Source organism: Streptomyces sp. NBC_00887, from assembly GCF_045207585.1.
On record NZ_CP108788.1, the window covers coordinates 8,448,991 to 8,462,579 of the forward strand.

Consider the following 13,589-nt stretch of genomic DNA (forward strand, 5'->3'; position numbering starts at 1 on the left):
CGGTCGATGCCGACCTATGTCCGGTCGGTCGAAGATTCTGCGTCACCGCGCGACCGGGCCCGTTCCTCGCACAGCATGCAGTCCGCCCCGTGGGACGCGACGACCGGGCCGGGCCCCGCCCGGCTAGGCTGGCGGCGTGCCCTCCTCCGCAGAAGGGCGCAAAGCCGACAGCCGTCGCATCCCAGGGAGAACATCCATGGCCTCGTTGCAGACCCCCGCCGCTGACAGCCGCACCCGAGCCGCAGCCCTCCGCGAGGCGCTCGCCACCCGTGTGGTGGTGGCCGACGGCGCCATGGGCACGATGCTGCAGGCCCAGGACCCCACCCTCGAGGACTTCGAGGACCTGGAGGGCTGTAACGAGATCCTCAACGTCACCCGGCCCGACATCGTCCGTTCGGTGCATGAGGAGTACTTCGCCGTCGGCGTGGACTGCGTCGAGACGAACACGTTCGGAGCCAACCTCGCGGCCCTGGGCGAGTACGACATTCCCGAGCGGGTCTTCGAGCTCTCCGAATCCGGAGCCCGTATCGCCCGTGAGGTCGCCGACGAGTTCACCGCCTCCACCGGGCAGCAGCGCTGGGTGCTCGGCTCGATGGGGCCGGGTACCAAACTGCCGACCCTCGGCCACGCCCCGTACGGCAAGCTCCGCGACGCCTACCAGCAGAACGCCGAAGGCATGATCGCCGGCGGCGCCGACGCGCTCCTGATCGAGACCACCCAGGACCTGCTGCAGACCAAGGCCTCCGTCATCGGCGCCCGGCGCGCCCTCGAAGCCACCGGCGCCGACCTGCCGGTCATCTGCTCCGTCACCGTCGAGACGACCGGCACGATGCTGCTCGGCTCCGAGATCGGCGCCGCACTGACCGCGCTCGAGCCGCTCGGCATCGACATGATCGGCCTGAACTGTGCCACCGGCCCGGCCGAGATGAGCGAGCACCTGCGCTACCTCGCCCGGCACTCCCGCATCCCGCTCTCCTGCATGCCGAACGCGGGCCTGCCGGTGCTCGGCAAGAACGGCGCGCACTACCCGCTGTCCCCGTCGGAACTGGCCGACGCCCAGGAGACCTTCGTACGCGAGTACGGCCTCTCCCTGATCGGCGGCTGCTGCGGGACCACGCCCGAACACCTGCGCCAGGTCGTCGAGCGCGTGCGGGGCGTGGCCCCCACCGTCCGCGAGCCGCGCCCCGAGCCGGGCGCCGCCTCCCTCTACCAGACCGTTCCGTTCCGCCAGGACACCTCCTACCTGGCGATCGGCGAGCGTACGAACGCCAACGGGTCGAAGAAGTTCCGCGAGGCCATGCTCGAGGCGCGCTGGGACGACTGCGTGGAGATGGCCCGCGACCAGATCCGGGAGGGCGCGCACATGCTCGACCTCTGCGTCGACTACGTCGGCCGCGACGGCGTGGCCGACATGGAGGAGCTGGCGGGACGCTTCGCCACGGCCTCCACGCTGCCCATCGTCCTGGACTCCACCGAGCTGCCCGTCCTGCGGGCCGGCCTGGAGAAGCTCGGCGGACGAGCGGTGCTCAACTCCGTCAACTACGAGGACGGCGACGGGCCCGAGTCCCGCTTCGCCCAGGTCAGCGCGCTGGCCTCAGAGCACGGCGCCGCGCTGATCGCGCTGACCATCGACGAGGAGGGCCAGGCCCGCACCGTCGAGCACAAGGTCGCCATCGCCGAGCGCCTGATCGAGGACCTGACCGGGAACTGGGGCATCCACGAGTCCGACATCCTCATCGACACCCTGACCTTCACCATCTGCACCGGTCAGGAGGAGTCCCGCAAGGACGGCGTCGCCACGATCGGAGCAATCCGGGAGCTGAAGAAGCGCCACCCCGACGTCCAGACCACGCTCGGCCTGTCCAACATCTCCTTCGGCCTCAACCCGGCCGCCCGCGTCGTCCTGAACTCCGTGTTCCTCGACGAGTGCGTCAAGGCCGGCCTGGACTCCGCGATCGTGCACGCCTCCAAGATCCTGCCCATCGCGCGGCTGGAGGAGGAACAGGTCAAGGTCGCACTCGATCTCGTCTACGACCGGCGCGCCGAGGGGTACGACCCCCTCCAGCGGCTCATGGAGCTGTTCGAGGGCGTCAACATGAAGTCGATGAAGGAGGGCAAGGCCGAGGAGCTCCTGGCCCTGCCGCTGGACGAGCGACTGCAGCGCCGCATCATCGACGGTGAGAAGAACGGTCTGGAGACGGACCTCGACGAAGCCCTGCAGAGCCGTCCCGCGCTCGACATCGTCAACGACACCCTGCTCGCGGGCATGAAGGTCGTCGGCGAGCTCTTCGGCTCCGGGCAGATGCAGCTGCCCTTCGTGCTGCAGTCCGCCGAGGTCATGAAGACGGCGGTGGCCCACCTCGAACCGCACATGGAGAAGTCGGACGCCGAGGGCAAGGGCACCATCGTGCTGGCCACCGTCCGCGGCGACGTCCACGACATCGGCAAGAACCTCGTCGACATCATCCTGTCGAACAACGGCTACAACGTCGTCAACCTGGGCATCAAGCAGCCCGTCGCCGCGATCCTGGACGCCGCCGAGGAGCACCGGGCCGATGTCATCGGCATGTCCGGTCTCCTGGTGAAGTCGACGGTGATCATGAAGGAGAACCTGGAGGAGCTGAACCAGCGCAGGATGGCGGCCGACTACCCGGTCATCCTGGGCGGTGCCGCCCTCACCCGGGCCTACGTCGAGCAGGACCTGCACGAGATCTACGAGGGCGAGGTCCGCTACGCCCGCGACGCGTTCGAGGGGCTGCGGCTCATGGACGCCCTCATCGCGGTCAAGCGGGGCGTCCCGGGTGCCACGCTTCCCGAGCTGAAGCAGCGCAGGGTGCCCAAGCGGGACACCGCCGTACCGGAGGTCGAGGAGCCGGAGGAGGGCGTGCGTTCCGACGTCTCCGTCACCAACCCGGTCCCCGAGCCGCCGTTCTGGGGCACCCGCGTGGTCAAGGGCATCCAGCTCAAGGAGTACGCCTCCTGGCTGGACGAGGGAGCCCTCTTCAAGGGCCAGTGGGGCCTCAAGCAGGCCCGTGCGGGCGACGGGCCGACGTACGAGGAGCTGGTGGAGACCGAGGGCCGCCCGCACCTGCGCGGCTGGCTCGACAAGCTCCACACCGAGAACCTGCTGGAGGCGGCCGTCGTCTACGGCTACTTCCCGTGCGTGTCCAAGGGTGACGACCTGATCCTGCTGCACGAGGACGGCTCGGAGCGCACCCGCTTCACCTTCCCGCGCCAGCGCCGCGGCCGCCGTCTGTGCCTCGCGGACTTCTTCCGCCCCGAGGAGTCGGGTGAGACGGACGTGATCGGCCTCCAGGTCGTCACGGTCGGCTCGAAGATCGGCGGGGCCACCGCCGAGCTCTTCGAGGCGAACTCCTACCGCGACTACCTGGAGCTGCACGGGCTGTCCGTGCAGCTGGCCGAGGCGCTCGCCGAGTACTGGCACGCACGGGTCCGCAGCGAGCTGGGCTTCGCCGGGGAGGACCCTTCGGACGTCGAGGACATGTTCGCCCTGAAGTACCGCGGAGCGCGCTTCTCCCTCGGCTACGGGGCCTGCCCGGACCTGGAGGACCGGGCGAAGATCGCGGCGCTCCTGGAGCCCGAGCGCATCGGGGTGAAGCTCTCCGAGGAGTTCCAGCTGCACCCCGAGCAGTCCACCGACGCGATCGTCATCCACCACCCCGAGGCCAAGTACTTCAACGCACGGTAGTCAGCTGTTCAACGCGCGGCAGGGCGCCGCTCCATGCGTCGTCCCCGCACGAGTCGTAGACTGGTCGGTCCAGTGCAGGCCGGTCGCCGTTCCCACCGGGAAGGCGGCCGGCCTTCTCGTCCCTCATGGAGGTGTACCGGATGACCAGTACGGTCCCCGCGTCCTTGACCCGTACGGCCGAAGGCTCCGCCCTGCAGGCCGTCCTTCTCGACATGGACGGCACCCTGGTCGATACCGAGGGATTCTGGTGGGACGTGGAGGCCGAGGTCTTCGCCGACCTCGGGCACCGCCTGGACGAATCCTGGCGCGACATCGTCGTCGGAGGTCCGATGACCCGCAGCGCCGGGTACCTGATCGAGGTCACCGGTGCCGACATCTCCATCGAAGAGCTCACGGTGCTCCTCAACGACCGCTTCGAGAAGCGCATCGCACGTGGCGTGCCGCTCATGCCGGGCGCCGCACGGCTGCTCGCCGAGCTCGCCGCGCACAGGGTGCCCACCGCCCTCGTGTCCGCCTCGCACCGGCGCATCATCGACCGGGTGCTGGACTCGGTGGGGCACCACCACTTCGCGCTCACTGTCGCGGGTGACGAGGTCACCCGCACGAAGCCCCACCCGGAGCCGTACCTCGCGGCGGCCGCCGGATTCGCGGCCGACCCCCGGCGCTGCGCGGTCGTCGAGGACACCGCGACGGGCGTCGCCGCGGCGGAGGCCGCGGGCTGCCGTGTGGTCGCCGTGCCGTCCGTCGCTCCGATCGCCGCCGCGCCCGGACGCGTGGTGGTGCCCTCCCTCGAGCACGTGGATCTCGCGTTCCTGCGCCGGCTGATCACGGAACAGCACGCGTAATGCAGGTTCATGTCAAGACGTCGTCATCAGTCCGGGCGTGAGGTTCGTCACGCGCCGTGACGGTCGGACCCTTTCGGGATCACCCCGAGTGTCCGTTTCGGCAGCCCATGTGTCCCGGTTCATGAAGCGGTGTACGAATCATTCCCGAGCGTGATGTGAACGCGCGGTCATCTGTCATCACCGAGTGCATACGTGGCCGGATCGCCCCGGTCAAGCCCTTCCACGGCTCCCACTAACCTCGGTCATCTCACATGTCGGAATGAGGGAGTACGTCCAGATGAACCGCAAGACGCTGGTGCTGCCGGCCGTGATCGGCCTGCTCGCGCCCGTTCTCGCCGCCTGTGGCGGGTCGGACGACGGGGGCGATGCCATCGTCGTCGGGACAACGGACCAGTTCGTCGCCTCCAAGGACAACACCGCGCCGCTCGACCCGGCGATCGGCTACGAAGCGGGTGTCTGGAACGTCCTGCGCCAGACGGTGCAGACCCTGACCCACATCCCGCGCGGCGGCGGTGAGCCCGTTCCCGAAGCGGCCCGGAGCTGCGAGTTCACCGACACGGCGAGCGAGAGCTACCGCTGCACCCTGCGCGACGGCCTCACCTTCTCCGACGGCACGCCCGTCACGCCGGAGGACGTGAAGTACTCGATCCAGCGCGTCCTGGACATCAAGGACGAAAGCGGCCCGGTGGGCCTGCTCGCGAACATCGACACGATCGAGACCAAGGGTCCGAAGCAGATCGTCTTCCACCTGAAGACCTCGGACGCGACCTTCCCCTACAAGCTCGCCACGCCGCCCGCCGGGATCGTCCAGAAGGACAAGTACCCCGCCAAGGCCGCCCGCGACGGCTTCCAGGTCGACGGCTCGGGTCCGTACACCATGGAGCCCGAGGTCAAGGACGACCAGGTCGTCAAGGTCGTCTTCACCCGGAACCCCAAGTACAAGGGCGACCTGAAGGTCCTCAACGACAAGGTCGAGCTGAACCTCTTCCCCGACGCGGCGGCGATGGGCAAGGCGCTCGAGGACGACGAGATCGACATGATGACGCGCACCATGTCGCCCGAGCAGGCCCAGCAGATGCTCGAGCAGCCGAAGGAAGGCATCGAGCTCACCGAGATGCCCGGCCTCGCCATCAGCTACCTCGCCTTCAACACCGAGGACCCGGCGGTGAAGGACAAGGCCGTGCGCCAGGCGATGGCCCAGGTCATCGACCGGGGGTCCATCGCGACCGGCGTGTACGGCAGCACCGCCGAGCCGCTCTACTCGCTGATCCCGTCCGGAGTGACCGGACACACCAACTCGTTCTTCAACAAGTACGGGGAGCCGAGCGTCACAGGCGCCGCGGAAACCCTGGAGAAGGCCGGCATCGACACCCCGGTGAAGTTCACGCTGAACTACACGACCGACCACTACGGTCCCGCCACCGCCTCCGAGTACAAGCTGCTGGCGAAGCAGCTCAACGACTCGAAGCTCTTCGAGGTCGACGTCGTGGGCACTCCGTGGTCCAAGTACCGCCCGGCCCAGAAGAACGGTGACTACGCCGTTTACGGGATGGGCTGGTTCCCGGACTTCCCGGACCCGGACAACTACACGGCGCCGTTCCTCGACAAGAACAACTTCCTCAACTCGCCCTACGAGTCGGCGCTCGCCCAGGACACGCTCATTCCCCAGTCCCGCCGCGCGGCCGACCGCAGCGCGGCGTCCGGGACCTTCACGAAGATCCAGGACATCGTGGCCGACGACGTCCCCGTCCTCCCGGTCTGGCAGGGCAAGCAGTACGTCGCCTCGCGTGTCGGCCTGAACGGTGTGGAGTGGGCGGTCAACGCCTCGGCCGACCTGCAGCTCTGGGAGCTCGCCCGCAGCTGACGCGGCACCTTGCGGAACGGCGATGCGGTCCGGGGCAACTGCCCCGGACCGCATCACCGTACGCACCGCCTGTACCGCCCCGGCTCACTGGGCGCCGGGACGCACCAGACCGCTCTCGTAGGCGTAGACAGCCGCCTGCACCCGGTCGCGCAGGCCCAGCTTCGTCAGCACGTGGCCCACATGGGTCTTGACCGTCGTCTCGCTCACGAACAGGTCGGCGGCGATCTCCGCGTTCGACAGGCCCCGCGCCACGAGCTTCAGCACTTCCACCTCGCGCTCCGTGAGCGTGTGGAGCGCGTCCGGGACGGGCTCCTCGCCCGACGGCAGATGGTCCGCGTACTTGTCGAGCAGCCGGCGCGTGATGCTCGGCGCCAGCATCGCCTCGCCCGCCGCCACCACGCGGATGGCCTGCACCAGCTCATTGGCCGGAGCGTCCTTCAGCAGGAAGCCGCTGGCTCCGGCGCGCAGCGCCTCCACCACGTACTCGTCGAGATCGAACGTCGTCAGCACGAGGACCTTCGCCGGACCGTCGCGTCCGGGGCCGGTGATCTGACGGGTCGCCTCGACACCGTCCATCCGCGGCATCCGGATGTCCATGAGCACGACATCGGGCTGCAGCGCCCGCACCTGGTCGATGGCCTGCAGACCGTCGCCGGCCTCCCCGACCACCGCGAGATCGCCCTCGGCCTCCAGGATCATCCGGAAACCGGTGCGCAGCAGTGGTTGGTCATCGACCAGCAGGACGCGGATAGCCACGGAATCTCCTTAAGGGCCTTCGAGGGCCGCCGGTTGGCCGGCCTCTGCCCGGACCGGCTCCATTCTGCCCTGGACACCTTCCTCCGACTCCGCAGGGCGTACCGACAGGGGATACACCGGGGGAGTCCCACCGAACTCGGGACAGACCGCACGGTGATCGCACCAGCCGCAGAGCTTCGTCGGCCGCGGCCGCCACTCGCCCGTCTCCGTAGCCAGCCGGATCGCGTCCCACAGGGCCAGCAGTTTGCGCTCCACCCGCTCCAGGTCGGCCGGAACGGGGTCGTACGTCAGGACGTCACCGCTGCCCAGATAGACGAGCTGGAGCCGCCTGGGCAGCACGTTCTTCAGACGCCAGATCACCAGGGCGTAGAACTTCATCTGGAACAGCGCGCCCTCCGCGTACTCCGGACGCGGGGCCTTGCCCGTCTTGTAGTCCACGATCCGGACCTCGCCGGTGGGAGCCACGTCGATCCGGTCGATCACACCGCGCAGCCGCAGCCCCGAATCCAGCTCCGTCTCGACGAACAGCTCACGCTCGGCCGGCTCCAGCCGGGTCGGGTCCTCCAGCGAGAACCACCGCTCCACCAGCTGCTCCGCCTCGCGCAGCCACCCGGCGAGGCGCTCACTCCCGGCGTCCCCGTCGAACAGCTCGGTCAGCTCGGGCTTCGACTCGAGCAGCCGGTCCCACTGGCCGGGGATCAGCGCCTTGGCCTTCGGCGCCGTACGGTCCCCCGCCGGGGAGTCGAACAGGCGCTCCAGCACCGCATGCACCAGCGTGCCCCGGGTAGCTGCCTCACTGGGCTTCTCGGGCAGCTTGTCGATGACCCGGAAGCGGTACAGCAACGGGCATTGCATGAAATCGCTCGCGCGCGACGGCGACAGGGACGAGGGTGGCCGAGGCGGGCGCGGTACGGAGGTCATGTCGCAGACCCTACGACCCGCCACCGACACCCAGCGGCATACCATCGACCACAGAGCTCGCAGACTGCATGATCGTGGCAGGACGCCACCGACCGAAAGGACCCCGTGGACGAGAGCGGCGACAGCGGGCGCCCGAAGCCCGGCGCAGGGGGTTCCGACCCCGGCACCGGGCCGGAGAAAGGCAAACCGCGCCGCCCCGCAGATCCGGGCGGCGGCCTCCTCATGGGCCGCCCCTTCGGCGTGCCCGTGTACGTGGCGCCCAGCTGGTTCGTCGTCGCCGCGCTGATCACGTGGGTCTTCGGCGGTCAGCTCGACCGCGTGCTGCCGGAACTCGGCGCCGCCCGCTACCTGGTCGCACTGTTCTTCGCGATCGCCTTCTACGCCTCCGTCCTCGTCCACGAGCTCGCGCACACCGTCGCCGCCCTGCGCTACAAGCTGCCGGTCCGCCGCATCCAGCTCCAGTTCTTCGGCGGCGTCTCCGAGATCGAGAAGGAGTCCGAGACCCCCGGCCGCGAGTTCGTCCTCGCCTTCGTGGGTCCCCTGCTCTCCCTGGTGCTGGGCGGCCTCTTCTACATCCCCCTGCAGTTCGTCGAAGCCGGCACCGTCCCCGGGGTGCTCCTCGCCGGACTGATGATCTCCAACCTCATCGTCGCCGCCTTCAACCTGCTGCCCGGCCTCCCCCTCGACGGCGGACGCATGCTGCGCGCCGTCGTCTGGAAGATCACCGGCAAGCCGATGAGCGGCACCATCGCCGCCGCATGGGTCGGCCGGGGCCTGGCCGTCGCCGTTCTCGTCGGCCTGCCCCTCCTCACCCACACCGGCGCCCTCGGCAACGCCACCAGCGAGATCAGCGGCTTCGAGACCGTGACCGACGCTCTGCTCGCCGCGATCCTCGCCGGAATCATCTGGACCGGCGCGGGCAACAGCCTGCGCATGGCCAGGCTGCGCGAGCACCTCCCGGACCTGCGCGCCCGCACCCTGACGCGGCGCGCGGTCCCCGTCGAGTCCGCCACTCCGCTCTCCGAGGCACTCCGCCGTGCCAACGAGGCGGGCGCCCGTGCCCTCGTGGTCGTCGACGGACAGGGCAACCCCAAGGGCGTCGTCCGCGAGGCAGCCATCGTCGGAGTCCCCGAACACCGCCGCCCCTGGGTAGCCGTCAGCGGCCTCGCCCAGGACCTCACCGAGGGCATGAAGGTCCCCGCGGAACTCGCGGGCGAGGCTCTGCTGGACCGGCTCAAGGCGACCCCCGCCACCGAGTACCTGGTCGTCGAGGACACCGGCGAGATCTACGGAGTCCTCTCCACCGCCGACGTCGAACGCGCCTTCGTCGCGGCGATGGCCCGGCCCGCGGCCTGACTCTCCGCCACCGGGCACGCGGGCGGCCGAAGGCCCCCGGAAAGGCCCCCGAAAATGGGGGACTCCGAAATACCGGTAGGCTGGCCGCATGTCCGAACCGACCGGTGCCGCCCGTCGTCGCGGCCCATTCAAAGTCGGGGACCAGGTCCAGCTCACCGACCCCAAGGGACGCCACTACACCTTCACGCTCGAGGCCGGAAAGAACTTCCACACCCACAAGGGTTCTTTCCCGCACGACGAGCTGATCGGTGCTCCCGAGGGCAGTGTTGTCCGTACCACGGGAAACGTCGCCTATCTCGCGCTGCGCCCCCTGCTCCCCGACTACGTCCTGTCCATGCCCCGCGGCGCCGCCGTGGTCTATCCCAAGGACGCGGGGCAGATCCTGGCCTTCGGCGACATCTTCCCCGGCGCCCGCGTCGTGGAAGCCGGTGTCGGCTCCGGAGCGCTCAGTACCTTCCTCCTGCGCGCCATCGGCGAGCAGGGCATGCTGCACTCCTACGAGCGCCGCGAGGACTTCGCCGAGATCGCCCGGCAGAACGTGGAGCGTTACTTCGGCTCTCCGCACCCCGCCTGGCAGCTCACCGTCGGCGACCTCCAGGACAACCTCTCGGACACCGACGTCGACCGTGTCGTCCTGGACATGCTCGCCCCGTGGGAATGCCTCGAGGCCGTCTCCAAGGCACTCGTGCCCGGCGGCATCCTCTGCGCGTACGTCGCGACCACCACGCAGCTGTCGCGGACCGTCGAATCCATCCGGGAGATCGGCTGCTTCGCGGAGCCGCAGCCCTGGGAGTCGATGATCCGCAACTGGCACGTCGAAGGCCTGGCCGTCCGTCCCGACCACAGGATGATCGGCCACACCGGCTTCCTGGTCACCGCCCGCCGTCTCGCGGACGGCGTCGAGGCGCCGCTGCGCCGCCGCCGCCCGTCCAAGGGCGCCTACGGCGAGGACTACAGCGGTCCCGGCAGCAAGAGCGGCTCCGCCAACCGCGACTGACCCGTACAACGCTCAGGCGCCGCCGCCCAGTTCCCCGGACCGACCCGGGAGCCGGCAGGCGGCGCCTTTTCGTCCTCCGCGGCAACGGGCGGTGACCCCGCCGTTCCCCTGCGGTGTGAGGTGTGGCACGATGCTGGCCACCCCCACCCGCCGATTTCCCGTCGGCCGCCGCCTGTCCAGGCCTCCAGGAACCACAGGAGAGAAACCGCGTGCAGTCCTCCGCGCTCCCGGATCTCGCGCACACCGACACCAAGCCGGTGCACTGGCTCGCCACGGCCGCGGCCATGGCCGCCGTCGTCGCAGCGGCAGGCCTGCTCCAGCCGGAGGCGGCCACCGCGACCGCCTCCGCGTCCGAGCACCGCACCAACGCCCAGCACGGCGCCGCGCCCGCCGCCGCAGCACCCGACCCGGCCGACGCCGACTTCCCGCTGGACTGCGGCACAGCCGGGTACACCGTCGCCGAACAGGCCGCCGGCGACCTCGACGGCGACAAGAGGCCCGAGACCGTCGCCGTCGTGCACTGCGCCGCGGGTTCCGGCACACCGCCCAGCGGGATCTACGTCCTGACACAGGCGAGCGGGGCCGCACCGCGGGTTGTGGCAACCCTGGTGGACCCCGCCCAGAAGATGACGGTCACGGATCTCGCGGTCCGTGACGGCCTCGTCGCGGCGACGCTCCTCGGCTACTCCTCGGCCGAGGTGCCGCGCTGCTGCCCCGACGAGCAGGAGAGCGCCACCTGGCAGTGGAAGGGCAACGCGTTCATCAAGTCCGCCGGGGACACCGCGCTGAGCGCCTGAGGCGTTACGCCGCGTCCGGGCCGAAGACTTCCACGTTGTCCGAAACGCGACGTACATGAATGCAGTCGCCCGGGCATTCCTTGGCCGAGTCCACCACGTCCTGGAGCAGCGGCAGCGGCACCGGGGTGGTCGCCCCCTTGTCCTGGAGCAGCTCGTCCTCGGCGCTCTTGACATATGCCAGACCGTCGATGTCCAGCTCGAACACCTCAGGTGCGTACTGCACGCAGATGCCGTCGCCCGTACAGAGGTCCTGGTCGATCCAGACCTCCAGGTCCTGCGTGTCACTGCTGCCCGGAGCGTCCTGCTGCGCGGTCATGTGTCCTGCCGTTCCCTGCGTATCTGCACCAATTGAAGCCAGCCCTGACGGGTGTTGAACGGTTCGACGATACAACCGGCAGCTTCCCGGTGCCGAAGGGTGGGTATTCCCTTGGCGTGAGGGAGAGCGCAAGGGTGAAGATCGGACACACCACCGGGTCTTTGTGATCTAGGGGTTTCAATCATCACCCACCCAGGTAGGGTCAGGAAGCGTCCAGCTCCCCTTGGAGGAGGTGAGGACCGTGGCAGCCCACGACGACGACATCAACCGCGGCATCCGGCCCGGGCGGGGGTCAGAAGACCCAGCCGGCCAGGTTGCCTATCTCGAGCAGGAAATCGCCGTCCTGCGACGCAAGCTCGCCGACTCTCCGCGTCATACGAGGATTCTCGAAGAGCGGATCGTCGAGTTGCAGACCAACCTGGCAGGCGTGTCCGCACAGAACGAGCGGCTCGCCAATACGCTCCGCGAGGCCCGCGACCAGATCGTGGCCCTCAAGGAGGAAGTCGACCGGCTTGCCCAGCCACCGGCCGGCTTCGGTGTCTTCCTGCAGGTCAACGAGGACGGCACCTGCGACATCTTCACCGGGGGCCGCAAGCTCCGGGTGAATGTGAGCCCCAGCGTCGAGATCGAAGGCCTTCGGCGGGGCCAGGAAGTCATGCTCAACGAGGCGCTCAACGTGGTCGAGGCCATGGAATTCGAGCGGGCCGGGGACATCGTCACCCTCAAGGAGATCCTCGAGGACGGCGAACGCGCCCTGGTCGTCGGGCACACCGACGAGGAGCGGGTGGTGAGGCTCGCCGAGCCTCTGCTGGACATCACCATCCGCCCCGGCGACGCCCTCCTGCTCGAACCCAGGTCCGGCTACGTCTACGAAGTGGTCCCCAAGAGCGAGGTCGAAGAGCTCGTCCTCGAAGAGGTTCCGGACATCGACTACGAGAAGATCGGCGGCCTGGGCGACCAGATCGAGCTGATCCGCGACGCGGTCGAGCTCCCCTACCTGCACCCGGACCTCTTCAAAGAGCACGAACTGCGTCCGCCGAAGGGCATCCTGCTCTACGGTCCCCCCGGCTGCGGCAAGACACTCATTGCCAAGGCCGTAGCCAACTCGCTGGCCAAAAAGGTCGCCGAGGTCACCGGACAGCCCGCGGGGAAGAGCTACTTCCTCAATATCAAGGGCCCCGAGCTCCTCAACAAGTACGTCGGTGAGACCGAGCGGCACATCCGTCTGGTCTTCCAGCGTGCTCGGGAGAAGGCGAGCGAGGGCACCCCCGTCATCGTCTTCTTCGACGAGATGGAGTCCCTCTTCCGCACCCGTGGTTCCGGTGTCAGCTCGGACGTGGAGAACACCATCGTCCCCCAGCTGCTCGCCGAGATCGACGGTGTGGAGGGCCTGGAGAACGTCATCGTCATCGGTGCCTCCAACCGCGAGGACATGATCGACCCCGCCATCCTGCGGCCCGGCCGTCTCGATGTGAAGATCAAGATCGAGCGCCCGGACGCGGAGGCCGCGAAGGACATCTTCGCGAAGTACCTCACTCCTTCGCTGCCGCTGCACGCGGACGACCTCACCGAGCACTCCGGCTCGAAGGAGGCCGCCGCCCACGCGATGATCCAGTCGGTCGTGGAGCGGATGTACACGGAGTCCGAGGAGAACCGCTTCCTCGAGGTCACCTACGCCAACGGCGACAAGGAAGTCCTGTACTTCAAGGACTTCAACTCCGGAGCGATGATTCAGAACATCGTGGACCGGGCAAAGAAAATGGCCATCAAGGCATTCCTCGAGCAGCGCCAAAAGGGCCTGCGCGTCTCCCACCTTCTCCAGGCGTGCGTGGACGAGTTCAAGGAGAACGAGGACCTGCCCAACACCACGAACCCGGACGACTGGGCCAGGATTTCCGGAAAGAAGGGCGAGCGGATCGTCTTCATCCGCACACTCGTCACCGGAAAGCAGGGCGCGGACACCGGTCGCTCCATCGACACGGTGGCAAATACCGGACAGTACCTGTAAAACGCAGACCGGCTGCGGAT

10 protein-coding genes are annotated in these 13,589 nt (G+C 68.8%); 7 read left to right on the forward strand and 3 right to left on the reverse strand.

All coding sequences use genetic code 11. The features are described 5' to 3' along the window. Nucleotides 1–196 precede the first annotated feature (196 nt). From metH to OG844_RS38570, 3 genes are all read left to right on the forward strand, one after another. Nucleotides 197–3,709 (forward strand): methionine synthase, encoded by a 3,513-nt coding sequence (metH, locus tag OG844_RS38560; RefSeq protein WP_406388854.1) that lies wholly within the window; start codon nucleotides 197–199, stop codon nucleotides 3,707–3,709. 140 nt (nucleotides 3,710–3,849) lie between these two features. Then, nucleotides 3,850–4,554, forward strand: coding sequence for an HAD-IA family hydrolase (locus tag OG844_RS38565; protein ID WP_406388852.1), 705 nt, complete (start codon nucleotides 3,850–3,852; stop codon nucleotides 4,552–4,554). 277 nt (nucleotides 4,555–4,831) lie between these two features. Continuing rightward, nucleotides 4,832–6,418, forward strand: a complete 1,587-nt coding sequence (locus tag OG844_RS38570) for an ABC transporter substrate-binding protein (RefSeq protein ID WP_406388851.1) — start codon at nucleotides 4,832–4,834, stop codon at nucleotides 6,416–6,418. A gap of 84 nt (nucleotides 6,419–6,502) precedes the next feature. On the opposite strand, the gene OG844_RS38575 is transcribed toward OG844_RS38570, so the two are convergent. Then, nucleotides 6,503–7,174: a response regulator gene (locus OG844_RS38575; RefSeq protein WP_385610509.1), complete on the reverse strand. Its 672-nt coding sequence runs from the start codon at nucleotides 7,172–7,174 to the stop codon at nucleotides 6,503–6,505. Between the two features lie 9 nt (nucleotides 7,175–7,183). After that, the gene (locus tag OG844_RS38580) at nucleotides 7,184–8,029 is read right to left on the reverse strand and encodes a RecB family exonuclease (protein ID WP_406396031.1); all 846 of its coding nucleotides are present in this window, start codon (nucleotides 8,027–8,029) and stop codon (nucleotides 7,184–7,186) included. 171 nt (nucleotides 8,030–8,200) lie between these two features. On the opposite strand from OG844_RS38580, the gene OG844_RS38585 reads away from it, so the two are divergent. From OG844_RS38585 to OG844_RS38595, 3 genes are all read left to right on the forward strand, one after another. Further along, a complete protein-coding gene (locus tag OG844_RS38585; RefSeq protein WP_383811499.1) occupies nucleotides 8,201–9,451 on the forward strand; it encodes a site-2 protease family protein in 1,251 nt (416 codons plus the stop codon). 88 nt (nucleotides 9,452–9,539) lie between these two features. After that, nucleotides 9,540–10,448, forward strand: coding sequence for a tRNA (adenine-N1)-methyltransferase (locus OG844_RS38590; protein WP_406388848.1), 909 nt, complete (start codon nucleotides 9,540–9,542; stop codon nucleotides 10,446–10,448). A 209-nt stretch (nucleotides 10,449–10,657) separates the two neighbouring features. After that, nucleotides 10,658–11,245, forward strand: coding sequence for a hypothetical protein (locus tag OG844_RS38595; RefSeq protein WP_406388846.1), 588 nt, complete (start codon nucleotides 10,658–10,660; stop codon nucleotides 11,243–11,245). A 4-nt stretch (nucleotides 11,246–11,249) separates the two neighbouring features. Here the strand turns inward: OG844_RS38595 and OG844_RS38600 are convergent, their stop codons facing one another. After that, nucleotides 11,250–11,561 carry a ferredoxin gene (locus OG844_RS38600; RefSeq protein ID WP_351175720.1) on the reverse strand — a complete coding sequence of 104 codons (312 nt, stop codon included), beginning with the start codon at nucleotides 11,559–11,561 and terminating at the stop codon, nucleotides 11,250–11,252. A gap of 241 nt (nucleotides 11,562–11,802) precedes the next feature. Between OG844_RS38600 and arc the strand changes: the two genes are divergently transcribed. Further along, nucleotides 11,803–13,569, forward strand: a complete 1,767-nt coding sequence (arc, locus tag OG844_RS38605) for a proteasome ATPase (protein WP_406388844.1) — start codon at nucleotides 11,803–11,805, stop codon at nucleotides 13,567–13,569. The last annotated feature ends 20 nt before the right edge of the window (nucleotides 13,570–13,589 follow it).